Here is a 23499-nt window from a genome sequence, read left to right on the forward strand (position 1 = left end):
TTCCTGGGTGCTGTTGTGCTCAGTCCTGCCTTGCCTGGCCATGGCGGCCACCGAGCTGCCATCCAGTGTCATCCAGGCTACCGGCGAAGGTGAGGGCGATGACGGCTACGCCCGCGTGCGCGGCGAAACCGCCAGCAAGAGCGCCACGCAGAACCGTGATGAAGCGCAGACCATCAATTCGGTGACGGCACGCACGCTGGACGACTACCAGGTCAAGGATTTGAACGACGCGATGCGCTTCGTCAGCGGTGTCACCCAGACCAACACCCTGGGCGGCACCAAGGATGCGCTGATCAAGCGCGGCTTTGGCAGCAACGACGACAACTCGATCCTGCGCGACGGCATCCGCTCGGCCATCGGTCGCAACCTGGGGGCGACCACCGATCATGTTGAAGTGCTCAAAGGGCCGGCCTCGCTGATGTATGGCGCGCTCGAACCGGGCGGGGTCATCAACGTTGTCAGCAAGCAGCCGCAGTTCACCCGCAGCACCACCCTTGGCGCATCCGGCTTCAGCGAGGGTGGCGGTTCGCTGTCGCTGGACACCACCGGCCCGCTGGGCGATACCGATCTGGCCTACCGGCTGGTGGCCGAGCGCAGCCACGAGGATTACTGGCGCAACTATGGGACCGACGAGCACACCCTGATCGCTCCGTCGATTGCCTGGGTCGGTGAGCGGGCCAGTGCTTCGCTGGCCTATACCTACAACGACTACGCCAGCCCGTTCGACCGTGGCACCGTGTTCGTCGCTGGGCGACCCGCCGACATCAGCTACCGCGACCGCCTCGACGAGCGCTGGGCCAAGACCGTGGGCATCAGCCAGAGCACCACAGCGAAGTTCGAATACCAGCTGGGGGACGCCTGGCGCAGTCGCCTGACCTACGGTTGGACCCAGGATCGCTACAGCCTGGCCATCGCTCAACCCAACACGCTCACCGGCAACACGCTTCGGCGCATCGCCAATGGCGGTCACTACGATTACGAAAGCCGCTACACCGCGCTGGACCTGATCGGCGACCAGCAGCTGTTCGGCCAGCGGCATGAAATCGTGGTGGGCCTGGACAACGAGTCGCTGGACAAATACCGCGGCAAGACCTACCGCAACGCCAATACCGCCGCCGGCAATATCGACATCCGCAACCCGGTCTATGGCCGTCTGGCCGAGCCGGTCACGGTCAGCGCGGCGCAGAGCAATGCCGAGAACAACCTGGTCACCACATCCCTGTACTTCAAGGATAACTGGCACCTGAACGATCGCTGGATCCTGGTGTTCGGTGGGCGGCAGGCGCATTGGGACCAATACAGCGATCAGGGCCTGGGCCGCTCGTATGCGCCCGGTGCCGATTCCAACGGCGACGAGTTCATTCCGTTCGGCGGGATCGTCTACCAGCCCAGCGAAACGGTGGCGCTGTATGCCAACTACAGCCGCTCGTTCGTGCCCAACGATGCCGACGATGCGGGCAACAGCTTCAAGCCCACCGAGGGTCGCAGCTACGAAGCCGGGGTCAAGTACACGCCAACCGCTGCGCTGAACGTGAACCTGGCGGTGTATGACATCGAGAAGAAGAACCTGGTCAACAGCGTGCTGCAGAGCAATGGCGACAGCCTCGACGAGGCGGTCGGCAAGGCGCGCTCGCGCGGTGTCGAGCTGGATGTCACCGGTCGGATAGCCGAGAACTGGAGTGTGATCGGCACTTATGCCTACAGCCACACCGAAGTGCTGAAGAACGCCGAAGCGCCCGAGCAGGAGGGCAATCGGCTGCCCAACGCGCCGATGCACACGGCCAGCCTGTACCTGACCCATCACCTGGCCATGCCCGCGCAGACCGGTCAGTGGCATTTGGGCGCCGGCGCGCGCTACGTGGGCGAGCGGCCGGGCGACAGCGCCAACAGCTTCTGGATGGACAGCTACACCCTGGCCGACGCTTTCGTGCGCTGGGACCTGCCCACCCAGGGTTACGAAACGCGCCTGCAGCTGAACATCGACAACCTGTTCAACAAGCAGTATTACCCAGCCACCACCGGCAGCAGCACACTGCAGGTGGAAGAGGGCGCGTTGCGCACGGCGCGTCTGACGGCAACCGTGAAGTTCTGAGACGCGAATGCGCCTGCGGCCTCAAAGCAGCCACAGGGCGGCGATCAGGGCCGGCGGCATGACCACGGCGCCAAGCTTGAGGAACGTCCAGGCGCTGATTTCGACCCCTTCGCGGCGCACCGCGATCAACCACAGCAAGGTCGCCAGGGAGCCGGTGACCGAGAGGTTGGGGCCCAGGTCGACGCCGACCACCAGCGCGCCGGTGACAGTGGGCGGCAGGTGCGCCAGCTCGTTGATGGATCCGCTGAGCAGGCCCACCGGCAGGTTGTTGCCGATGTTGCAGGCCAGCGCCACCAGGCCTCCTGCCCACCAGTGCGCCTGGGCCGGCGCGTGCCTGGCGGCCTGTTCCAGCCAGTTGGCAAGCTGACCGGTCACGCCGGTCTGGCCAATGCCTTCCACCAGCACGAACAGCCCCGCTACCAGCGGCAGCACGCCCCAGGCCACGCCTTTGCACACCGGCCAGGGATTGCTTCTCTGGTACAGGTGGACGACGGCGAGGGTGATGACAGAGGCGAGGAACGTCGGCAGGCCCAGCGCTTCGTCCAGGGCCGATACGGTCAACAGCAGCACGGCCGTGACAGCCAGCCCGCAGGCGGTCAGCCGAGCACCTGCGCTCAGGTGGGGCAGTTGTTCGACAAGTTCCAGACGCTGCTGCAGATGGCGACGCTGGGTCAGGCGCAAAACCAGATAGGTCATGGCGATGGCCGCCAGGGACGGCAGGCTGAACATGGCCAGCCAATCGAGCAGCGGCGGCATGTGCTTGCCGAATATCACCAGATTGGCCGGGTTGGAAATCGGCAGGACGAAACTGGCAGCGTTGGCAATGAACGCGCAGACGAACAGATACGGCAACGGGTTGACGCGTGCTGCCCGGGTGGCCGCGTACACGGCCGGGGTCAGCACCACGGCCGTGGCATCGTTGGACAGGAAAACAGTCACCACGGTGCCGACCACGAACACCAGATCGAACAGCCGTTGCGCACTGCCGCGGGCCTGGCGGGCAGCGACGGTCGCCAGCCAATCGAACAACCCTTCACGGCGGGCCAGTTCGGCCAGCAGCATCATGCCCACCAGAAACAGGTAGACATCGATACCTTTAAGTACCGCTGCCAGTGCCGAAGACCAGGCGATCAAACCGCCAGCGACCAGACCGATCGCTGCCGCCAGCGCCCAGAAGTATTCGGGGATGCGCAATGGCCTGGTGATGATGCCCAACGTCGCGAGGAGGCTGACGCCCCAGATGATCAAGCTGGCGTGGGGCAAGGCGTGGCTTCCTGTTCAGTGGTGCGGCGCAGGGTTTCCGGCATGGCAGTGAGCAGCAGGACGAAGGCCACCGCGGCGACCCCGGCCAGGGTCAGGAAGGCTGCGCTGTAGCCGGCCTCCTGCACGACCAGGCCGGCCAGGCCATTGCTCAGCGCAGCGCCCAGGCCGAACGCCGTGGTCAGGGCGCCCAGGCTGACGTTGAAACGCCCGGTACCGTGGGTGAGGTCTTTGACCACCAGCGGAAACAGTGCACCGAACAGGCCGGCGCCGATGCCGTCGAGCAGTTGCACGCCCACCAGCCAGTACGGATCGTTGGAAAACGTATAGAGCACGCCGCGAATCGGCAGGATCAGGAAGCCGGCCAGCAGCAGGGGCTTGCGCCCCCATTGATCGGCGCGCGCACCCACCAGCAGGGCCGCAGGCACCATCACCAGTTGCGCGGCGACGATACAGGCCGAGGTCAATGGGGTGGCCATGCTCAGGTCGATCTGCGAAAGCTTCTGGCTCACCAGCGGCAGCATCGCCGCGTTGGCCAGGTGGAACAACGCACAACACACCGCGAACACCAGCAGCGCACGGTTGCCCAGCAGCACCTTGAAGCCGGAGGGCTGTTCGTGACCGTCCTTGTGGTGTGCCTCCAGCCCGCGGGCGACGTCGTGGTCGATGGCATCGGCCTTCACGCAGCTCACTGCCAGTACGCTGGCCAAGGCCATGGCGGCCATCAGGTAGAACACCGCGACCGGTCCGAACAGGTAGGCAAACCCGCCCGCCAGCAGGGCGGCGAAGGCGTTGCCGGCATGATTGTAGGTTTCGTTGCGACCGGTACGCCGGGTGAAGGCCTTGGGCCCGGTGATGCCCAGGGAGATGGCGGCGATGGCCGGAGCGAACACCGAGCCGGCGATGGCGCCAAGCGCCTGGGTAGCGGCCACCAGGCCGAACGAAGTAATGAAAGGCAGTACCACGCAACTGGCGGTGACCAGCAGGGCGGCAACCACCACCACCGCACGTTTGTGCCGGGTCTTGTCGATCAGGGCGCCGGCGGGTGTCTGCGTGAGCAGCGCGGCCAGCCCGGCAAGGGTCATCACCAGGCCGATACTGCCGGGGTCCCATTTGTGCACCGCCAGCAGGTAGATTGCCAGATAGGGTCCGAGCCCGTCACGGACATCGGCCAGGAAGAAATTCAGGCCGTCGAGAGACAGCGCGTTACGCCGCGAAGTGGCAGATGTGGCCAAGGCAGTGGTCTCGAATGAGGGCAGGCAGGTACAGAACTGAGTCGGCGGATCGAGCGTAAGTTCCGGGCTCTGCCGCGCAATCGAATGAAGATTTTGCTAGCGGGTTTTGGGCCTGAGAAATATCGCCAGAAAGGCAGGCAGGGCAAAGGCGAAAAGGGCACCGGTGACACCCATGGCGCCCATGGCTGCACCGAACAACGGCGCGCCGGCCGTCTGCCCGAGTGCCAGACACAGGAACGGAAAACCCAGGCCCAGGTCGGGTCGATCCGGCAGCAGTGCAGTACCCTGGATCAGGTACGCACCCGAGGACATGATGTAGGCCGCGCCGAACAGGCCCATGGCGACGAAGCCATAGGCGATGCTGAACTCGCTAGCGGCCAGGGTCAGGATCGCTGTGACGATGGCCAACAGCGAGCCGCCATGGATGACGGCCGTACCGAAGCGGTCGATCAGCACGCCGGTGGCAGCGCCGCTGACCCCGGCTGCCCCCAGCACGATCCAGGCCCAGGCAATGCCGCTGTCGCTGACCCCGAACGCGCCGCGCAATATGTCGGCGCCGAAGGTCCAGATGGCGGTGCTCGACAGGCCCATGGCGAAAGCACTCAGGCAGAGCAGGGCCAGCCCCGGTCGGCCAAGCAGTTTCAGGGACATGCCAGCGCCGGTTTCACTGCCACCACCCTGCGGCAGGGCCCGCCACAGCCAGACGGTGATCGCTGCGCCGATCAGGGCGAACACGGCATACAGCTCACGCCAGGCGTTCACAGTCATGGCCGCAGCGGCACCTGAGAAGACGATGCCGGCAGCCGTGCCGGCGTTGATCGCCGCATTCGCCTTCGCGCGGCCGGCAGCGTTGAACCGAGCGGCGACTGCACTCGCCAACGGTGGCGAGGTCAGTCCGGTGCTCAGCCCGGCAAGCGCCACTCCGGCGCCCAGCATCCACCCCGATGAAGCGGTCACTATGCAGGTCATTCCAGCCGTGGCGGCCAGACCCGCGAGTACGGCAAGGGTGCGAGGAGTGAGCGTGCCGTTGCATACGAACGTCAGGACGATGCCGGCGCAGTAGGCCGCGAACGCGCCGCTGCCGATCCAGCCTGCCGCCGTGGCGTCCAGCGACAGCTCCACGCGCATCTGCGGCAACAGCAGGCCATAGGCGAAACGCGCCAACCCGTACGACAGCGCGGTGAGGGCAAATGCGGCGGCGACCAGGTTGCGACCGGAGTTCATGATGCCCGGACCTTTTTTGCGTGAATCGCGAGGGTCAGCGCCGCCTGCCTGACCTTATAGATGGCAGCCACGCCAGCCACACTGGCGGCAGCCATGGCACCGTCGAACAACCGCTGGAATTTCTGAGTTCTTGTCCATCAGGCGACTGTAAAGCGATGGTGTTGAGTGTCAACTCAATGATACAACTCACAGCGGAATTAGTTTGATAGCGTTTAGCTATCATTGCTTCGCGAAATGCCAATTGGCTTCCTTGCCAGCAGCGCCGTAACGTCCGCCGCTTCGGCGCGACTCGACCTCCGGTTCGCGCGTCTTTTCCGTCCTCATCGGGCGAACTTTCGAGCCTGCCATGAAAAAACCTCTGTCTCTGGCCACGCGCATAGCCCTGAGCTTCGCGGCCATTCTCGCCTTGTTGGTGATGATCACCGCCATCGGCATCCAGCGCGTTGCCTTCATCGATTCCACGTTGAGTGACGTGAGCGAGAACGCGGCAAAGATCCAGCGTTACGCCATCAATTTTCGTGGCAGTGTGCACAACCGTGCCATCGCCATCCGTGACGCAGTGTTGGTGGACAATGATCGCGACCTGGAGAAACACCTGGCGCAGGTGGCCTCGCTGGAAAAAGACTATGTCGATTCGGCGGCGCCGATGGAGCAGCTGTTCCAGAGCGCTGGCGTAACAGGCGAGGAGCGTCAGTTGCTGGCGGCCATCAAGGGCATCGAGCGGCAGACCCTGGAGTCCACCCGCACGCTCATCGAGCTGCGTCGGGGCGGTGATGTCCAAGGTGCCCAGGCTTTGCTGCTGCGCCAGACTTCGGCTGACTACAACGAATGGCTCAAGCGTATCAACGCGCTGATCGACTACGAGGAGGCCGCGATCAAGGCCAAGCTGGGTGATGTGCAGGCCACTGCCAGCCAGTTCAGCACGCTGATGCTGGTGGCCACCGGTATCGCGCTGCTGCTGAGCATCGTGCTGTCGATCGTGATCATTCGCTTCGTCAAGTCGACGCTGGGCGCCGAGCCGGCCGACGTGGCCCTGGCAATCGAGCAACTTGCCGCGGGCAACCTGAACCAGACCATCGTGACCGATTACCCCGGTAGCGTGATGGGGGTATTGCAAACCGCCTTGGGCCATTTGCGCGAGACCATCGAGCAGGTGCGTACGGCGGCGCGGGAAGTCACTCACTCTTCGGCGCAGCTGTCGGCGACCTCCACCGCCAACGACGCGCATATTCGCCTGCAGACCCGTGAGGCCGAACAGGTAACCACCGCCATCACGCAGATGGCGGCGACCGTGGGCGAAGTCTCCGGGTACGCTGCCCAGGCTGCGGATGCGTCGCGCCTGGCGGATATCGAAGTGGAAAGCGGCAATCGGCTGGTGGCCAGCACCACGCAGGCTATCGAGCAGTTGGCGCTCACCTTGGAGCAGACCACGGACACCGTCGACCAGGTGTCGCGCCACAGCGAAAAGATCGAATCGGTCATCGACGTGATCAACTCGATTGCCGCGCAGACCAACCTGCTGGCGCTCAATGCCGCCATAGAGGCCGCCCGCGCCGGCGAGCACGGCCGTGGCTTTGCCGTGGTCGCCGACGAAGTGCGCTCGCTGGCCAATCGCACCCAGCAGTCGACCGAAGAAATCCGCGAGATGATCAGCACCTTGCAATCGGGCACCGAGGCGGCCGCGCAGACTATGCGCAACAGCTGCGAACTGGTGGGGCAGACCGTCACCCAGACGCGCAGTGCGCAGGAGGCCCTGGCCAAGATCAGCGAGCAGGTGGGTGCGATCAACCTGATGAACGCGCAGATCGCCAGCGCGTCCGTGCAGCAGAGCGCAGTTGCCGACGACGTCTCGCAGAACATCACGCGCATCCATGGCTCGACGGTGCAGTCAGCGACCGGCTCGCAGCAGGTCGCGACCGCCAGCACCGAGCTGGCTCGCCTGGCGGACCGGCTTTCGCAGAAGGTGGCCTTCTTCGGCGCTGTCTAGGGAGACGAAGGGCAGTGGTGCTCTTGGGGCAAAGCTGTATACAGTTCCCGGAAAGGCTGCCGATACAGGGATGCAGCCTTGTCTTGAGTGCCTCCCTTTGCGACTGACCATCGGGCAATGAATACCGTGATGACCCACTTCGCTCCACCTTTCCCGGACAACGAGCGCGAGCGCGTTCGCCGCGTAGCCGAGCTCTGCTACCGCGACGCGGTCGACGACGAGGTGCTGGATCGGATCGTGGCGCTGGCCGCTGAAGTCTTCGGCACGCCGATAGCGCTCATTTCCATTCTCGAAGAACAGCAACAGTGGTTTCGGGCGAAGGTCGGCATCACCGTTTCATCCACGCCGCGGGATGTGTCCTTCTGCGGTCACACCATTCTGGTCGAAGACTTCTTCGAAGTGCCGGACACCCACCGCGACCCCCGCTTTCGACACAACGTGCTGGTCACCGGACCGCCGGGCATACGCTACTACGCCGGGGTACCGCTGCTGACCGATGACGGTCACGCCCTGGGCAGTCTGTGCGTCATCGACAAGCAACCGCGTGCGCCGATGTCAGCCGGCCAGCGGGAAAGCCTGCGGCACCTGGCGCAGTTGGTGGTGCACCGGCTGCACGACCTGCGCGCCGACTCGTTCATCGACCGGCCCACCCGCCTGATGAACCGTATTCGTCTGGAAGACGACATCCATCGGCATCTGAGCGCTAGGGAAGAGCCGTTGCTGGTCGCGGTCGATTTCCTCTCGCCCAGTTTCGTCAACGATATCGTCAAGGCGCTGGGCTATTCGTTTTCCCAACGTCTGGTCAGCGAAATCAGCCGTCGGGTGGCGGGCTTGATCGGCCACGACTGCGTGCTGTACCGGATCGGTCTCACCCGTTTCGCATTCATCAAGCCGCGTGACGAATGCCTGGCGACCTTGTACGCGAGGTTTTCCACGGCCTTCTCCACGCCGGTCGAGCATGACGGGATTCCCATTCGCACGCAGATCGGCATGGGTGCGCTGGAGCTGGACTGCCATACGATCAACGACCGTGACTGGGTGCGTCTGGTGGTCAGTGCCGCCGATTACGCGCGTGACCGCGGCATCGGCTGGGCCAGGTACCAGGCGGAACTGGACATCGCCCAGCAGCGTGCCTTCGTGCTGCTCAGTTCATTGTCGTACGCCCTGGAGGAGTCCGAGCAACTGGGCCTGGTGTTCCAGCCGCGCATCGACTTCGCCAGCGGACGCTGCTGCGCGGTCGAGGCGCTGTTGCGTTGGACCCACCCGACCCTGGGGCCGATAGGACCGGACGAATTCATCCCGCTGGCGGAGAAGACCGACCTGATCCGGCTGTTGAGCGTGTGGGTGGTCGAGGCGGCCATCAAGCAGACGAGGCACTGGCGCGATGCGGGCTACGACTTCAAGGTCGCGATCAATATCAGCCCCTGCGATCTCGAGGGGCCGGCCTTCACCGACCGGCTGATCCAGACCCTGGAACGCTATGGCGTCGAGGCTGCGACCCTGGAGATCGAGTTCACCGAAGGCGCGTTGATCAAGAACCCCGCCGAATGCCGGAACCAGCTGACACGCCTGCGTGCGCTGGGCATCGAGATATCCATTGACGACTTCGGTACCGGCTACAGTAACTGGACCTACCTGCGCGAACTGCCTGCCACGTCGGTAAAGCTCGACCGTTCGCTGCTCAAGGACATCGAGAGCCAGGAAAAGGATCGTCGCCTGGTCACCACCCTCATTGATCTGGCGCAGCGTCTGGGCTACAAGGTGGTTGCCGAAGGCATCGAGAACCAGGCCAGTTTCGACGCGGTGAAAGGCTGGGGTTGCAACGAGGGGCAGGGTTACTTCATTGCTCCGCCGATGGCCAGCGAACGACTGATCGAGTGGATCGAGCGCGAAGGCGGTGCCGCTGCCGTCGCACAGCCCCCACGCGAAGTGTCTTGCTGAGGCCTGAGATCATACCCAGCCGAGGAACCTGAATGCCTTTCCCGAGTGCAAGCCAAGCGTTCATCCAGGGCATCCGTGCACTGCTGCCGTTGACCCCTGGGGTGATTCCGTTCGGCCTGGTCACTGGGGTGATGGCGGTCGAGCTGGGTCTGTCGCCAGGCACCAGTATCGGCATGACGTTGCTCTTCTACTCGGGTTCAGCGCAGATGGTCGCCTTGCAGCTGCTGCACGTCGGTGTCCTGCCCGTGGCGATCGTCGCTACGGCATTGATCATCAACCTGCGCTTCATCATGTACAGCGCGTCTCTGGCGCCGCATTTTCACGGCCTGCCGCGGCGCTGGACCTGGCCGCTGTGCTACCTGCTGTCGGACCAGGCCTACGCGCTGTGCACGCTGAAGTTCGACAGCGGCGAACTGGGCCACCATGCTCACCATTACTACGCTGGCACCGCAGTGGGCATGTGGCTGGCGTGGCAAGTGTCGGTACTGGCAGGCGTGTACCTGGGGGCGAGCATCCCGCAGAGCTGGTCATTGAGCTTCGCCATACCCTTGTCCTTCCTGGCGCTGCTGGTGCCTGGCATCCGCAGTCCGGCGACCTTGGGCGCGGCCGTGGTAGGCGGGGTGCTCGCCGTGCTGGCGGTGAACCTGCCTTACAACCTTGGACTGGTGATCGCTGCGGTGGGTGGCATCGCTGCGGGCCTCGCCATCGAAACCTGGCGCGACCGGGTGGCCTCGCGCGCTGGCGCCGACCCCGAGGAGCGAGCCTCGTGAGCGACCTGGGCCTGTGGGCGCTGTTCGTTGCCGTAGGCGTGGGAACCTTCGCCATGCGTCTGTGCTTCGTCGAGCTGCACGGCCGCTGGCGCATGCCCGAGCTGCTCAGTCGCGCCTTGCGCTACGTGCCAGCCAGCGTCCTCGCCGCGCTGGTACTGCCGGCGGTGATCTACCCGAGCGGACAGGGTGCACCGGTGCTGGACAATCCGCAGATTCCGGCGGCGATCGCCGCCGCGGTGGTGGCCTGGAAGTTCAAGAGCACGGTGCTGACCCTGGCCGTCGGAATGGCCGTGCTCTGGGGATTGAAGGCCCTGGCGAGCTAGTGGATTGCACGCCGCGCGCGCTTGCCGAATGCACCGTTCTTCGCAAAGGCGCCCATCGCGACCCACGAGTGCGCCATTAAGTGGCAGAATCTGCGCCACTTGATTCCGATGGAGACCCCCATGCTTCGTGCATTCGAACGAAGGCTCGACCCTTTCCCACCCGATGAAGTACCGCCGCCACCCGATGGCCTGGCCCGTTTTCTCTGGGCCTGCACGCGCGGTGCGCGCGGCTATATCCTGGCATTTGCGGTGCTCAGCGCTGCGGTGTCGGTCTATGAAGCCTGGCTGTTTTCCTTTCTTGGCCAGGTCGTCGACCTGCTCACCACCTGGCAGCAGGGCGGCGATGCCGCTGCCCAGGAAAGCCGCGTGTTGTGGGGCATGGGCCTGGTCATGGTGGGCAGCATTGCCCTGGTCGCCTTGCGCACCATGGTCCAGCACCAGATTCTGGCGATCAACCTGCCGCTCAGGCTGCGTTGGGACTTCCACCGGCTGATGCTGCGGCAAAGCCTGTCGTTCTTCTCCGACGAGTTTTCCGGCCGGGTCACCACCAAGGTGATGCAGACCGCCCTGGCCGTGCGCGACGTGCTGTTCACGCTGATCGAGATCCTGCCGGGCATCGGCGTGTATTTCATCGCCATCATCGCTCTGGCCGGTGGTTTCGCACCCAAGCTGATGCTGCCGTTCGTGGCCTGGCTGGTGCTGTTCGGCCTGGCGATGCTGTATTTCGTGCCGCGCCTGGGCAAGGTCGGGCAAGAGCAGGCCCACGCGCGTTCGTCGATGACCGGACGCATCTCCGATGCCTATACCAACATCGCCACGGTCAAGCTGTTCTCCCACTCCAACCGCGAGGCGCACTTCGCCCGCGCGGCCATGGAAGACTTCAAGAACACCGGCTTCCGCCAGATGCGTCTGGTCAGCCAGTTCGAGATCGTCAACCAGGCACTGGTGGTCGGCCTGCTGATGGCGGCCGGTGGCTACGCGCTGTGGCTGTGGCACCTGGGCGAGATCGGGACCGGCGCCGTCGCGGCGATCACTGCCATGGCGCTGCGTATCAACGGCATGTCGCACTGGATCATGTGGCAGATGACCTCGTTGTTCGAGAACATCGGCACGCTGCAGGATGGCATGGGCACGCTGACCCGCGGGGCGAAGGTGCAGGACGCGCCCGACGCAGGTGCCCTGACTACTTCCGGCGGGGCGGTGACGTTCGACAACGTGAGCTTCAACTACAACGGCGAACGCCAGGTGCTCGACGGTTTGAGCCTGGACATCCGTCCGGGCGAGAAGATCGGCCTGGTCGGGCGCTCGGGTGCGGGCAAGTCGACGCTGATCAACCTGCTGCTGCGCTTCTACGACGTCGACAGCGGCGAGATCCGCATCGATGGGCAGAACATCGCCCATGTGACACAGGACAGTCTGCGCAGCGCGATCGGCATGGTGACCCAGGACACCTCGCTGTTGCACCGCTCCATTCGCGACAACATCGCCTATGGGCGTCCCGATGCCACCGATGAACAGGTGCGCAGTGCGGCCGCCAGCGCCCAGGCCGATGAGTTCATCAGCCAGCTGAGCGACCGCCAGGGCCACAGTGGCTACGACACCCTGGTGGGCGAGCGGGGCATCAAGCTGTCCGGCGGCCAGCGCCAACGCGTGGCGATTGCGCGGGTGATGCTCAAGAACGCGCCGATCCTGTTGCTCGACGAGGCCACCAGCGCGCTGGACTCGGAAGTCGAAGTGGCCATCCAGGAAAGCCTCGATCACATGATGCAGGGCAAGACCGTGATCGCCATTGCCCACCGCCTGTCGACCATCGCCGCCATGGACCGGCTCATCGTCATGGACCAGGGGCGCATTCTCGAACAGGGCACCCATGCCCAGCTGCTGGCGAAAAACGGTATCTATGCACGCCTCTGGCAGCACCAGAGCGGCGGTTTCCTCGGCGAGGACCAGCAACTGACCGAGGGCGTCAATCAGGACTGAGTGGCGCGCCATGTCTCCTGCGCCGCGTCGCAGATCATCCTTTTTTCAATAGATATCGAGGCTGCCCCATGACTGCTCTTAGCGGAATCCGTGTCATCGAGATCGGAACCCTCATCGCTGCGCCGTTCGCTGCGCGCATGATGGGCGAGTTCGGTGCCGAGGTGATCAAGATCGAAACCCTGGGGCAGGGCGACCCCCTTCGCAAGTGGCGAAAACTCCACGAAGGCACTTCGTTGTGGTGGTACCTGCAATCGCGCAACAAGAAATCCCTGGCGCTGAACCTCAAGTCCGCCGAAGGCATCGAGATCGTCAAGCAACTGGCCGAAAGCGCCGACGTACTGATCGAGAACCTGCGTCCCGGCGCCTTGGAGAAACTCGGCCTGGGCTGGGACGTCTTGCATGCGCTGAACCCGAAGCTGACGCTGGTGCGCATCTCCGGCTATGGCCAGTCCGGCCCTTACCGCGACCGGCCAGGTTTCGGCGCGATCGGCGAGGCCATGGGCGGCATTCGCTACACCACCGGCCACCCGGACTCACCGCCGGCACGGGTGGGGGTCAGCCTGGGTGATTCGCTGGCGTCCATGCATGCGGTGATGGGCGCGCTGATGTCGTTGCTGCGGGTCAAGACCGGTCAGGGTGACGGTCAGGTGGTCGATGTCTCCCTGGCCGAAAGCGTCTTCAACGTGATGGAAAGCCTGGTGCCCGAGTATGCCATGCTCGGTCATGTGCGCGAGCGCAGCGGCGGCGCTTTGCCCGGTATCGCCCCATCCAATACCTATCCCACTGCCGATGGCGGTTATGTGGTGATCGCGGGCAACAGCGATCCCATTTTCAAGCGCCTGATGAACGCCATCGGTCGAGCCGATCTGGGCGACGACCCGGCGTTCGCTCACAACGACGGCCGAGCTGCGCAGAGCGACCTGCTCGATGGCGCCATCAGTGCCTGGAGCGCCCAGCGCCCTATTGAGGATGTGTTGCAGGCACTGGAAAGCGCCGAGGTGCCTGCCGGGCGCATCTACTCGGTTGCCGATATCGTCGCCGACCCGCACTACCAGGCCCGCGGCATGATTCTCGATGCGCAGCTGCCCGGTGGCGTGGCAACGAAAATGCCCGGCATCGTGCCCAAGCTCTCCGCCACGCCGGGTGTGGTCAATTGGCAGGGGCCGAGCCTGGGACAGCACACCCAGGCCGTGCTGACCGAGCTGGGCCTGAGCGAGAGCGCTATCCAGCGCCTGAAGGATGAGGGGATCGTGCAGTGATCAACGACTACTCGCAACGTCTCATCGTTCAGGAAGTGGCGCCCCGTGATGGTCTGCAGATCGAGCCGATCTGGGTTGCCACCGCAGACAAGATTGCCTTGATCGACCAGCTTTCGCTGGCAGGCTTCAGCCGCATCGAGGCCGGTTCCTTCGTTTCGCCCAAGGCCATTCCAGCCCTGCGCGATGGCGAACAGGTGTTCCATGGCATCGCCCGCCAGCCGGGTGTGACCTACGTGGCGCTGATTCCCAATCTCAAGGGGGCGCAGCGCGCGCTCGTCGCCAAGGCGGATGAACTCAACCTGGTGTTGTCGGCCAGCCAGAGCCACAACCGCGCCAACATGCGCATGACCCGTGAACAATCCCTGGCAGGCTTCACCGAAGTGCTCGAGCTGGCCCGCAGTACGTCGGTCAGCCTCAATGGCACCATCGCCACGACCTTCGGCTGCCCGTTCGAAGGCGCCATCGATGAACGCGTGGTGATGGACCTGATCGATGCCTATCAGCGGCTCGGCATGCAGGGCGTGACCCTGGCCGACACCACGGGCATGGCCAACCCGCGCCAGGTCTACGCATTGGTCCGGCGGGTGCTGGAACAGTTGCCCGCCGAAGCGCTGACCCTGCATTTCCACAATACCCGCGGGCTGGGATTAAGCAACGTCCTGGCTGCCTACGAAGCCGGTGCGCGGCGCTTCGATGCGTCGCTCGGGGGGTTGGGCGGATGCCCGTTCGCGCCGGGCGCCTCGGGCAACATCTGCACCGAAGACCTGGTCAACCTGTGTGAGGAGATGGGCATTCCCACCGGCATCGATCTGCCCCGTCTGCTCGACCTTTCCCGCACCTTGCCAGCGCTGCTGGGGCATGAAATGCCGGGGCAGGTGGCGAAGGCGGGGCGCAACGCAGACCTTCATCCGCTGCCGCCGGGACTTGGCTGAGCAGCACCGCAGCATCGTCGTTCGTTACCCAGACAACAACAAAAGAGCACCCCGCTCAGGGACCGCGATCGAATGTGGGAGCGGTCCGTGGCCGCGAAAGGCGCACCGCGTTGCATCAGGCATACCGAGGCGCGCTCTTCGCGGCCGATGACCGCTCCTACAAGGGAAACGCGATCGTGAACAACCGCGGTTTCGACGTGGCCCTGGTGATCATCTTCGGTCTGCTGGGGTATCTGTTTCGCAAGGCCAAGTGCGAGCCCGGGCCGCTGTTGCTCGGCTTCGTACTGGGGCCGTTGCTGGAGACCAACCTGCGCCGCGCGCTGTTGATCTCTCAGGGTGACCCTGTCGTGTTGATCGAGCGCCCCATCAGTGCCGTGCTCTTCGCCGCGTCCGCCATTCTGCTGGTGATGATGGTGCTGCCAGCGTTTCGCAAGAAGCGCGAAGAGGCCTTTCAGGACGAAGAGGTCTGAAGCGCTGAGGGGCCGCCGAGCGTCGACCGAGCACGCTTCAGCCGTTGAGATGGCGGCAGATGTGCTTAACGACGCAGGCCTCGACAGCGCCTTCGCTGGTGTCCTGGGCGAACGCTGCATAACTGGCGCAGACGTCACCCAGGCAGCCTCGGTACACCGCGACGACGCTGCCGGGCCCGCAGCCGGTATGCCCTGCCAACACCACACCGCCGTCCACCGGACCGCGCATCAGCCCCAATGCATAGCCCGGTGCCCTCCAGGGTCTGCCGGCAATCGGGCCGCCCAGGGTGTGCGTTTCCTGCATCGCCTGCAGCAAGTCGCCAGGCAGCAGGTGTTCGCTGAACAGACGGTCAAGCAACAGCACGGCCTGTGACAGCGGGCCGATCAGCAAGCCGTGATACACCCAGCCTGGGTCGTAGGTGGCGAGGCCGGTGCAGGCTTGCTGCAGATCGGCTCGAGCGGTGGCGAAACGCACGTTGGCGATGCCCAATGGCAACAGCACGCGCGCGTGCACTGCATCGGCCAGCGGCAGGTCGGTAGTGCGTTCGATCAGCCTGGCCACCATCAGGTAGCCGACGTTGGAATAACGCCAGCCCGCGCCAGGGCTGTAGCGAAGCCGATCGGCCTGCAAGCGCTGCAGCATCTCTTGTGCCGACCAGGCCGGCTCATGGTTGGCGACGGCGGTATGGTATTCGGCCAGCTCGGCATAGTCTGCCAATCCCGCCTCATGGCGCAGCAGCTGGCGCAACGTGTAGTCGTTGCCCGTCAACGGCTCGTCCAGGTCCAGCCTCCCGTCACGGACCAGGGTCAGCGCGGTGGCGGCAAGCACCGTTTTGGTGAAGCTCCACCACGGCAGCATCGGCTCGGGGTGCTCTGCCAGCAGCAAGGGCTGGCCGTTGAGGACTGCGGAAATCAGCATGCTGGGCTCTTGGGCGAATGAGTGGGCGGATGCAGGCTTCGCGACTGGCGCATTGCCTGCGCCCGTCCTATGGTAGACCAGACCCGACCGCACTGTGCCTACCCATTTTCGATGTCATGCGGCCCTGCAGATCGCCAGCAAGCTCCGTCTGCTGATCGGCTGCAACGGAACAATGAATGCATGCACGGGAGATTCAGCATTGAAAAAATACTGGACGCGCTATCTGGATCTGCTCGACAACGACTTGAACACCCGAATTTTCGACAGCTTCAAGAACATGGTGCTGTGCGCGCTGTTGTTCGCAGCAGGCACGAACGCGGTGCAGACTGACCACCGCGTCTTCTTGAGTCTCACTGCGTTGAATCTGGCAGGGTGGGGGATCATTGCAGTGTCTGCCGCACTGATGGTCCTGAACATGAGCGACGGTATCCGGCGGCTGGGCAAGCTGCGCTATCACCTCGTCCTGCAGATCCTGATCGTCGTGATCTATCTGGTCATCTCCGAACGTGTTGTGGAAATCGTGTGGAGTTTTCGAGCGACTTAGCTTTGCGGCGGCAGCTTCGCTATCACCTTGATCTCGAAATCGAACCCATACAACCAGGTAACGCCCACGCAGGTGATGTTGGGGAAGGGGTCTTGTCCCCAGTATTCGGGCACCACTTCCCAGATGGTCTCGAACCTGGACTGCGGATCGACGATGAAGACCGTGACGTCCACCACGTCATCGAACGTGCAGTCGGCCGCCTGCAGTACCGCATTGAGGTTCTGGAATGCCAGGCGCACCTGGTCGCGCAGGTCGGGCTCGGGCGAGCCGTCCTCGCGGCTGCCGACCTGGCCAGACACGAACAGCAGGCCATTGCTGCGAACGGCGGGGGAGTAGCGGTTGCGCTCATAAAGCGCCTGGCGGCCGGCTGGAAAAACGACGTCACGCTGGGTCATGGGATTGCCTCCTGGGGCGGGCCGGGTGACCCGTCATCTATCGTGCAGCCACAGTAGAGGCTTGCCAGGGCTGCATAAACGGGCAAGTCTGACCAGGACTGTTTGGGTTTTCCAAACAATGACCAGTCAAAACGAGGTTCCAATGGACCGTTTCGATGCCATGCAGGCCTTCGCGCGAGTGGTGGAGACGGGTAGCTTCACCCGCGCGGCGCAGACCTTGCACATGAGCAAGACCACCGTGACCCAGTTGGTGCAGCAGCTCGAAGCGCGCCTGAGGGTGAAGCTGCTGAACCGCACCACGCGCAGGGTCAACGTCACCGCCGACGGTGCCGTATACTATGAGCGAGCGATACGCCTGCTGGCCGATCTGGACGATGCCGAAACCGGCCTTTCCAGTGCCGCGATCGCGCCGCGCGGCAGGCTGCGGGTAGACGTACCGAGCCCGTTCGCCAGCCATGTGCTGATGCCGGCCATGCCCGACTTTCATCGGCGCTATCCGGATATCCAGATCGACATGGGCGTCAGCGACCGCATGGTCGATATCATCGGCGAGAATGTCGACTGCGTTGTGCGTGGCGGTGAACTGACCGATCAATCGCTGATGGCGCGTCGCTTGGGCGACCTGCAGTTGGGGGTCTATGCCTCACCCGGCTACCTGCAGCGACTCGGCACGCCGCAACATCCCAGCGAGCTCGACGCCACGCAGCACCGCGTGATCGGCTTCCTCTGGGCGCGCACGGGCCGGGCGTTGGCCTACACGCTGCGCCGCGACAATCAAGGCGTCACCGTACGTGGCCAGCCGGTGCTTTCGGTCGACGACGGCAACGCCTACCTGGCAGCCGGTCTGGCTGGCATGGGTGTGCTGTGGCTACCCGAATACATGGCCAGGGCGCCGCTGGCCCGCGGCGAGCTCGTGCCTCTGTTTCAGGAGTGGCAGCTGGACACCATGCCCATGTACATCGCCTATCCACCCAACCGGCACATCAGTTTGAAGTTGCGGGTATTCATCGATTGGGTGGTGGAGTTGTTGCCATTCGAGGGGCCTGCACAGGGGCGCTGACCTGGCGCGCTCAGCCGATGATCACCGTACCCAACGCGATCACCGTACACGCCAGCACCTTGCGCACGGTCAGGCTCTCACCGAGGAAAAAATAACCGATCAAGGCTGCAAACAGCACGCTGGTTTCACGCAGCGCCGAGACCATGCCCATCGGAGCGTCGGTCATGGCATAAATGACGATACCGTAGGCCAGCAGCGAGACCAGCCCACCGGCGGCTGCAGTTGCCATTCCAGAGCGCCAGGCGAACAGGCTGCGCGCGCCACGACGTGCGATGTACACCGCTGGCATCAGCACACCCCACAATGCACACATCCAGACGGTATAGGCCATGGGCGCGCCGGACAGGCGTGCGCCGATGCCATCGGTGACGCTGTAGGCCGCGATGAAGGCGCCTGTGCCCAAGGCGTAGGGCAGGCTAGGCACAGCGAGTTTGCCCTTGCTGAACGCCAGCAGGATGATCCCGCCCGAGACCAGAAAAATGCCCAACAGGGCACTGGCCTGGATCTGTTCCCCGGCGAACAGTGCTGCGCCGACGGTGATCAGAATCGGCGATGAGCCGCGTGCTACCGGATAGGTCTGGCCAAGATCGCCCACCCGGTAGCTGCGCACCAGGAACAGGTTGTAGCCAACGTGCAGCACGCCCGACAGCACCGCATACGGCCAACTCGCCTGGGCTGGCGCGACCATGAACAAAGCCAGGGTGATGCAGGTGACCGCCACGGCCAGGCACATGACGGTCATGGACCACAGGCGGTCTTGGCCGCCGCGCAACAGCGCGTTCCAGCCGGCATGCAGCAGGGCGGCGAACAGTACGAGGGAGATGATGGAGATAGGCATGCGCCATGTTAGGCCGCCCATCAGTGGATGTAACAGAGAAGTCTGCTCATTGCGTCATGAGCAAAACCTCATGGGGTATCACGATCGTAGGCCAGTTGTGCTTGCGTTGACTGCTAGCTCAACCATTGCCGGAATGAAACCACGTGGGGTTGGGTTTCGATACCTTTCGGGCAGACGAAGTAGTACGCCACCGGCGAGGGGAATGGCACCTCGAAGAGCCTGACGAGGCTGCCATCGGCGATCTGTGACTCGACGTGGCCGCTGCGAACCAGAGCAATGCCTTGTCCCAGCAGGGCAGCGTCAACGGTCATGTTGGTGTCTGCGAACCGGACATTTTCCTTGAGCATGGAAATGCTCAGGCCGACGTGCTGGAACCACACTTCCCACCGTGGTACCAGATCGTTTCCGTCACGGGTCAGCAGCGGGTAGCGCAGCAGCTCGCCAGGGTGCTGCGGCAGCCCGAAGCGCGCGAGCAAGGCAGGGCTGGCGACGGGGAAGATATGTTCGCGGAACAGAAACTCGGAGTAAAGGCCGGGGTAGTTACCGGTGCCTAGGCGGATCGCAACGTCAGGGTCGGTGCCGGAGAACTTGATTGCCGTATCGGTGGTGTCCAGCGTCACCAATATGTCCGGGTGCTGCTGGGCCAGACTCGGCAATCGCGGCAGCAGCCACTTCAGTGCGTAGGAGTAGGTGGTGCTGACCTTGAGCCGCACTCTTCCCTTATGCTCCCTCAGTTCGGCGAGCATCGCCTCCAGGTCCGCGAAAAAACCACGGACGATGGGCGCCAGAGCCGCTCCGGCGGGTGTCAGGGTGAGCGACTTGCCCCGTTCGAACAGCTTCAACCCCCACAGATCCTCCAAGTGCCTGAGCTGATGGCTGACGGCGCTTTGGGTTACATGCAGTTCTTCGGAGGCCGAGGTGAAGGTGGCATGCCGCGTTGCCACTTCGAAGGCGCGCAGGCTGGCGGTTGGTGGCAGGTCTTTCATGGCAGGCTCATGACTGATGCACAGGTGGGCAATATGAGTGAATGCTCATGATAGGCGTCTGGCGGAAACGCATCAATGCACGTCAGAGTGAGCTGGGCAGAAAAGTTGCAAGCGAGGCTGTCAGTAAAATATTCAGCCCGTGACGTACAGGCGAACATCCATGGTTAAAGTATGAACCCACTCTTTCTCCATAATGACGACAAAACACATCTTCTGGTTGTTGGGGCAGCCTTCAGTCCATGTATTGATATTTTTGAGCTTCCAGCCGTCCTTGCTGTACTTATTTAGGTATCCCATTAATTCAGACAGCGGTAATAGATAAGTTGAGTACTCTATCCCTGCTGCTAGAGAAGTGTTCAACAGCAGCCAAGCGCCAATGAGCCAGGTTTTACGCCACGCCAATGATTTCACTTGATTGATCCTTTTGGTCCGGGCTTCCGGATAGCGGCCACTTAATTGGGGGTTCGACTAGTCCGTGTCAACCCTCAAGAGAGACAGGGCATTATCGAAGTCGTAGGGTGTTGACCGTCTCGTACGAAGCCTCTTGTGCTCAATAGACCAACGGCAACTTCTTGCAGGCATCGGAAAGCCAGAGTTCCAGCGGTGGGCTGGTGAGCGTTGATTTCGCGAGCTCGGCGCTAAGTTTGATGGGGCATCCTTTCGATATAAAGAATGCTTCGGTGGAAGCCACCAACGATAAAGCAGCTTGTTCATCCTCGGGCTTGAAATACTTCACCAGAGATCTGTAGTTGCCTTCAAGTCGCTCGGCGCCGGGGGCCGAGTAGTGTTGTGCAGCCAACGCTGTCCGCAAGTCGTTGATCACTGACCTGCTCAAGTCACCTTGGAATTGGATATAGACCAGATGACGTTTCAGCAGGGCCGGGTTTGCTGCTTTAACCTGCGTAGTCAGTACCGCCAAGCTGTCTCTGAGCTCGGTGGCGGCCTTGCTGGCATCGGCTTCTTCCTTTCTAGCCTTGTCTCGCAGTTGGATTGCGGTGGCGACTTCTTTCGTTGCTGCCGCTATGGAAGCTTCGGCGATCTCGGCTTGCTTGGTGGCCTGGGCGGATTTGATTTCGGAAAGCTCCACCTGGTTTTGCGCCACAAGCAAACTGCCAACCGCCGTGATGACTCCCCCAACGCCCAAAACGATCACCCCGCACATCTTGGCCGCTTCAGACCAATAGGCACCTTTGTTCCTCCTTGGAGCGGCTGCGGTTTCGTCTTCGAGCTTTTTTCTTTCAGCCTTGAACTTGTCTGTCTCGGCGCGCAATCTTTCGATCTGGGCAACTTTCAAGTCGGAGTCTTCGCGTTCAGGCGGGGCTGTCATGATGGTCTCCTCACGTGGTCGATAGCCCTTGTAACCGGCGGGGCTATGGTCGTGTAGGGCTGCACGAACACCGCTGTAGAACCAGTGGTTTTTCAACCGGTGCCGACTGTTGTCAAACTCCGCTATCCGGATAGGGAAACGCGGCAGGTTTGCTCAACTCGGGATCGAAGTGAGTGCGCAGCGCAGCGTCGGTCACTGCATAACCCCAGTTGATCAAGCGCTCCTGGAGTTCGTCGTCCATGCGTTTCAAGCGCGTCGCTGTGGTGGCCAGCTCCTGAGTTCTATGCAGCGGGCAGCTGAGGTTGAGCGCGCGATGGGTATAGGAGGCGTAGTCAGTACCGATCCCCCAATAAGCGCCTGAGCGCTTGCCAGCGTCATCGGGTTTTGCCTGGTAACTCGCTATCAGCGTGCGTTTGCGCAGGCTGCGTACCTGATTGTCGACCAGGTCGAGCACCCGGTAGGCATGGCGTGGCCAATCACGTTTGGGTTCTTCTTCGGGTTTGATCTTGGCGCCGGCATCGCTGACAAGCACCGTCCGATACCGTTTCCACACGGTCTCGAGCGCCAGGTTGTCGTATATGCCACCGTCCGCCAATGCAACGACCGAAGTAAACGGAGGCCGTTGCAGGTCCTCGCCCGAGTCGATTTTGAAGGAGGCTGGATGCAGTTCGATCGACATGGGCGAAAGGATGGGGGGGAATGCAGAAGACGCCGCCACCGCGCGCGCGACTGAAAAATCGGGGTTTTCGATACGGCCCACGCGGTAGTCTCCCATATAGGGTTTGGAAAACCGCCACAGCGCACCGGACTGCAGGTTGGTGGCATTGAAAATGAAGCGCGGCGCGTTCGGCAAATCGCGCAGCTTGGCACCTTTGAACAGGTGCTCGTCGTACGCGTCGGCCACGCGATCCGCGATGCTTCCGGGAAGCAGAATGCCCCCTATGAGGGCCTCGGCATCGAGTGTTCGCCGCGCCAACGCACGTATCGGGGTGACGACGAGCGTGTCAAACGGCTCAGTTGCGCCATTGAAGGGTAGATGTTTCCATGCAAGCGCCAGCACCGCATTCGTGATCGACCCTCCCGAGACACTCGAGATACGCTCGACCGAGAAGAGCAATCCGGCTTCATACAGCCGCCATAGACTGCCGACGTGAAACAGCATGGCGCGGTAGCCGCCGCCGGACAGGCACAGGCCCATGCCTGGCAGGAGTGGGCGAGACACAGACTCAGGTTGCCCAGTCATCTCGACGCTCAGAGGCTCGACATGGGTGGCCGCTGCCTCGCCCACATCGGCGTGATCGGTGATGATGTCGAAGGTCGCATCGCCGTCGACTGCCATTGGCTGGTTTTCCAGCTCGAGAACGGCAGGGTGTTGGGCATTGGTCAATTTGCCAGCGCTGTCGAACGTTGCAGCCATCAGGTAGTTGACTTCCAACCTGGTATAGGCCGGGTCCCAATGGGTATTTTCTGGGACGTGACAATGCCCGAAATGCCCACCCTCGGCCCAGTTCATGGTACTGCGCAAATGGCCGCCCGGGTCTTTGCCATCCCGCGAAGGCTTGGGCGGCCCGGCTGGCCAGACTAATGGCACAGCGTGGATCTGCTCAAGCCAGCGGCACAGGCGAGCAAGGTTTTTCAGCGCGGCTTTGTTTTTGGCCTTGCCGGCGAATCCAACCAACTCGATCTGCAGAGCTCGGTCGCGATTGGTCTGAGCCCCGCCGAGAGCATTGCGCAGCGAGCGGGCCGCGGTGTCGGTATCGATATGCTGGTAGACCTTGCTGGCGTCCACCGTGAAGTGCGGATCGGAACGATTGTTCTTGAAGGCCGCGAAAGCGCCGTCCGCGCTACCACCTTCCGTGGTGTGATGGACGATCTTGAAGACCCCGCCCGTGTAACTTCCGCTCGAACCGCTGATCGGGTGTTGTTCCGCAAATGGACATATGGCCATGATTCATCT

21 protein-coding genes are annotated in these 23499 nt (G+C 63.1%); 11 read left to right on the forward strand and 10 right to left on the reverse strand.

The genetic code is table 11. The features are described from left to right. Nucleotides 1-40 precede the first annotated feature (40 nt). On the forward strand, nucleotides 41-2092 hold the full coding sequence (locus ONG87_RS08255; RefSeq protein ID WP_264382842.1) for a TonB-dependent siderophore receptor: 2052 nt from the start codon (nucleotides 41-43) through the stop codon (nucleotides 2090-2092). 21 nt (nucleotides 2093-2113) lie between these two features. Here ONG87_RS08255 and ONG87_RS08260 read toward each other — a convergent pair whose 3' ends face one another. The 3 genes from ONG87_RS08260 to ONG87_RS08270 all read right to left on the reverse strand — a co-directional run bounded on the left by ONG87_RS08260 (nucleotide 2114) and on the right by ONG87_RS08270 (nucleotide 5811). Beyond that, complete coding sequence (locus ONG87_RS08260; RefSeq protein ID WP_264382613.1) at nucleotides 2114-3355, reverse strand: arsenic transporter; 1242 nt, start codon at nucleotides 3353-3355, stop codon at nucleotides 2114-2116. Beyond that, nucleotides 3337-4587 carry an MFS transporter gene (locus tag ONG87_RS08265; protein WP_264382614.1) on the reverse strand — a complete coding sequence of 417 codons (1251 nt, stop codon included), beginning with the start codon at nucleotides 4585-4587 and terminating at the stop codon, nucleotides 3337-3339. The genes ONG87_RS08260 and ONG87_RS08265 overlap by 19 nt, the downstream gene beginning before the upstream one ends. 96 nt (nucleotides 4588-4683) lie before the next feature. Next, on the reverse strand, nucleotides 4684-5811 hold the full coding sequence (locus tag ONG87_RS08270; RefSeq protein ID WP_264382615.1) for an MFS transporter: 1128 nt from the start codon (nucleotides 5809-5811) through the stop codon (nucleotides 4684-4686). Nucleotides 5812-6157: 346 nt separating this feature from the next. Here ONG87_RS08270 and ONG87_RS08275 point away from each other — a divergent pair, with 346 nt between their 5' ends. From ONG87_RS08275 to ONG87_RS08310, 8 genes are all read left to right on the forward strand, one after another. After that, the gene (locus ONG87_RS08275; protein WP_264382616.1) at nucleotides 6158-7798 is read left to right on the forward strand and encodes a methyl-accepting chemotaxis protein; all 1641 of its coding nucleotides are present in this window, start codon (nucleotides 6158-6160) and stop codon (nucleotides 7796-7798) included. 129 nt (nucleotides 7799-7927) lie between these two features. Next, nucleotides 7928-9739, forward strand: coding sequence for a bifunctional diguanylate cyclase/phosphodiesterase (locus ONG87_RS08280; protein ID WP_264382617.1), 1812 nt, complete (start codon nucleotides 7928-7930; stop codon nucleotides 9737-9739). A gap of 32 nt (nucleotides 9740-9771) precedes the next feature. Then, a complete protein-coding gene (locus ONG87_RS08285) occupies nucleotides 9772-10509 on the forward strand; it encodes an AzlC family ABC transporter permease (RefSeq protein ID WP_122478670.1) in 738 nt (245 codons plus the stop codon). Next, the gene (locus ONG87_RS08290) at nucleotides 10506-10832 is read left to right on the forward strand and encodes an AzlD domain-containing protein (RefSeq protein WP_264382618.1); all 327 of its coding nucleotides are present in this window, start codon (nucleotides 10506-10508) and stop codon (nucleotides 10830-10832) included. The genes ONG87_RS08285 and ONG87_RS08290 overlap by 4 nt, the downstream gene beginning before the upstream one ends. Nucleotides 10833-10952: 120 nt before the next feature. Beyond that, nucleotides 10953-12812 (forward strand): ABC transporter ATP-binding protein, encoded by a 1860-nt coding sequence (locus tag ONG87_RS08295; protein ID WP_122478667.1) that lies wholly within the window; start codon nucleotides 10953-10955, stop codon nucleotides 12810-12812. A gap of 68 nt (nucleotides 12813-12880) precedes the next feature. After that, on the forward strand, nucleotides 12881-14071 hold the full coding sequence (locus ONG87_RS08300) for a CaiB/BaiF CoA-transferase family protein (protein ID WP_185793652.1): 1191 nt from the start codon (nucleotides 12881-12883) through the stop codon (nucleotides 14069-14071). Further along, on the forward strand, nucleotides 14068-15003 hold the full coding sequence (locus tag ONG87_RS08305) for a hydroxymethylglutaryl-CoA lyase (RefSeq protein WP_122478664.1): 936 nt from the start codon (nucleotides 14068-14070) through the stop codon (nucleotides 15001-15003). Before ONG87_RS08300 ends, ONG87_RS08305 begins: the two co-directional genes overlap by 4 nt. Before the next feature lie 176 nt (nucleotides 15004-15179). Continuing rightward, nucleotides 15180-15473 carry a hypothetical protein gene (locus ONG87_RS08310; protein WP_205930061.1) on the forward strand — a complete coding sequence of 98 codons (294 nt, stop codon included), beginning with the start codon at nucleotides 15180-15182 and terminating at the stop codon, nucleotides 15471-15473. Between the two features lie 37 nt (nucleotides 15474-15510). Here the strand turns inward: ONG87_RS08310 and ONG87_RS08315 are convergent, their stop codons facing one another. Further along, entirely contained in the window at nucleotides 15511-16392 is an 882-nt protein-coding gene (locus ONG87_RS08315; RefSeq protein ID WP_264382619.1) for a serine hydrolase, read from the reverse strand. A gap of 199 nt (nucleotides 16393-16591) precedes the next feature. On the opposite strand from ONG87_RS08315, the gene ONG87_RS08320 reads away from it, so the two are divergent. After that, nucleotides 16592-16936 (forward strand): hypothetical protein, encoded by a 345-nt coding sequence (locus tag ONG87_RS08320; RefSeq protein ID WP_192047568.1) that lies wholly within the window; start codon nucleotides 16592-16594, stop codon nucleotides 16934-16936. Here the strand turns inward: ONG87_RS08320 and ONG87_RS08325 are convergent. After that, nucleotides 16933-17331, reverse strand: a complete 399-nt coding sequence (locus ONG87_RS08325) for a RidA family protein (RefSeq protein ID WP_264382620.1) — start codon at nucleotides 17329-17331, stop codon at nucleotides 16933-16935. The genes ONG87_RS08320 and ONG87_RS08325 overlap by 4 nt on opposite strands. A 142-nt stretch (nucleotides 17332-17473) precedes the next feature. Between ONG87_RS08325 and ONG87_RS08330 the strand changes: the two genes are divergently transcribed. Beyond that, a complete protein-coding gene (locus ONG87_RS08330) occupies nucleotides 17474-18391 on the forward strand; it encodes a LysR family transcriptional regulator (protein WP_264382621.1) in 918 nt (305 codons plus the stop codon). 10 nt (nucleotides 18392-18401) lie between these two features. On the opposite strand, the gene ONG87_RS08335 is transcribed toward ONG87_RS08330, so the two are convergent. The 5 genes from ONG87_RS08335 to ONG87_RS08355 all read right to left on the reverse strand — a co-directional run bounded on the left by ONG87_RS08335 (nucleotide 18402) and on the right by ONG87_RS08355 (nucleotide 23490). After that, nucleotides 18402-19229, reverse strand: a complete 828-nt coding sequence (locus ONG87_RS08335) for an EamA family transporter (protein ID WP_122479680.1) — start codon at nucleotides 19227-19229, stop codon at nucleotides 18402-18404. A gap of 113 nt (nucleotides 19230-19342) precedes the next feature. Continuing rightward, nucleotides 19343-20215: a LysR substrate-binding domain-containing protein gene (locus tag ONG87_RS08340; protein WP_264382622.1), complete on the reverse strand. Its 873-nt coding sequence runs from the start codon at nucleotides 20213-20215 to the stop codon at nucleotides 19343-19345. 132 nt (nucleotides 20216-20347) lie between these two features. Continuing rightward, on the reverse strand, nucleotides 20348-20626 hold the full coding sequence (locus ONG87_RS08345; protein ID WP_264382623.1) for a DUF4177 domain-containing protein: 279 nt from the start codon (nucleotides 20624-20626) through the stop codon (nucleotides 20348-20350). 139 nt (nucleotides 20627-20765) lie between these two features. Then, entirely contained in the window at nucleotides 20766-21542 is a 777-nt protein-coding gene (locus tag ONG87_RS08350) for a hypothetical protein (protein ID WP_264382624.1), read from the reverse strand. A 112-nt stretch (nucleotides 21543-21654) separates the two neighbouring features. Further along, nucleotides 21655-23490, reverse strand: coding sequence for a patatin-like phospholipase family protein (locus tag ONG87_RS08355; protein ID WP_264382625.1), 1836 nt, complete (start codon nucleotides 23488-23490; stop codon nucleotides 21655-21657). Nucleotides 23491-23499: the final 9 nt, after the last annotated feature.

Origin of the sequence: Pseudomonas sp. MM227 (genome assembly GCF_947090715.1) — a bacterium.
GTDB classification, from domain to species: domain Bacteria; phylum Pseudomonadota; class Gammaproteobacteria; order Pseudomonadales; family Pseudomonadaceae; genus Aquipseudomonas; species Aquipseudomonas baltica.

Coding starts and splice junctions, on each gene's coding strand:
- ONG87_RS08285 (WP_122478670.1), top strand. CDS start 9,772: ATGCCTTTCCCGAGTGCAAGCCAAGCGTTCATCCAGGGCATCCGTGCA.
- ONG87_RS08350 (WP_264382624.1), bottom strand. CDS start 21,542: ATGACAGCCCCGCCTGAACGCGAAGACTCCGACTTGAAAGTTGCCCAG.
- ONG87_RS08340 (WP_264382622.1), bottom strand. CDS start 20,215: ATGAAAGACCTGCCACCAACCGCCAGCCTGCGCGCCTTCGAAGTGGCA.
- ONG87_RS08270 (WP_264382615.1), bottom strand. CDS start 5,811: ATGAACTCCGGTCGCAACCTGGTCGCCGCCGCATTTGCCCTCACCGCG.
- ONG87_RS08275 (WP_264382616.1), top strand. CDS start 6,158: ATGAAAAAACCTCTGTCTCTGGCCACGCGCATAGCCCTGAGCTTCGCG.
- ONG87_RS08300 (WP_185793652.1), top strand. CDS start 12,881: ATGACTGCTCTTAGCGGAATCCGTGTCATCGAGATCGGAACCCTCATC.
- ONG87_RS08335 (WP_122479680.1), bottom strand. CDS start 19,229: ATGCCTATCTCCATCATCTCCCTCGTACTGTTCGCCGCCCTGCTGCAT.
- ONG87_RS08355 (WP_264382625.1), bottom strand. CDS start 23,490: ATGGCCATATGTCCATTTGCGGAACAACACCCGATCAGCGGTTCGAGC.
- ONG87_RS08280 (WP_264382617.1), top strand. CDS start 7,928: ATGACCCACTTCGCTCCACCTTTCCCGGACAACGAGCGCGAGCGCGTT.
- ONG87_RS08330 (WP_264382621.1), top strand. CDS start 17,474: ATGGACCGTTTCGATGCCATGCAGGCCTTCGCGCGAGTGGTGGAGACG.
- ONG87_RS08295 (WP_122478667.1), top strand. CDS start 10,953: ATGCTTCGTGCATTCGAACGAAGGCTCGACCCTTTCCCACCCGATGAA.
- ONG87_RS08315 (WP_264382619.1), bottom strand. CDS start 16,392: ATGCTGATTTCCGCAGTCCTCAACGGCCAGCCCTTGCTGCTGGCAGAG.
- ONG87_RS08325 (WP_264382620.1), bottom strand. CDS start 17,331: ATGACCCAGCGTGACGTCGTTTTTCCAGCCGGCCGCCAGGCGCTTTAT.
- ONG87_RS08255 (WP_264382842.1), top strand. CDS start 41: ATGGCGGCCACCGAGCTGCCATCCAGTGTCATCCAGGCTACCGGCGAA.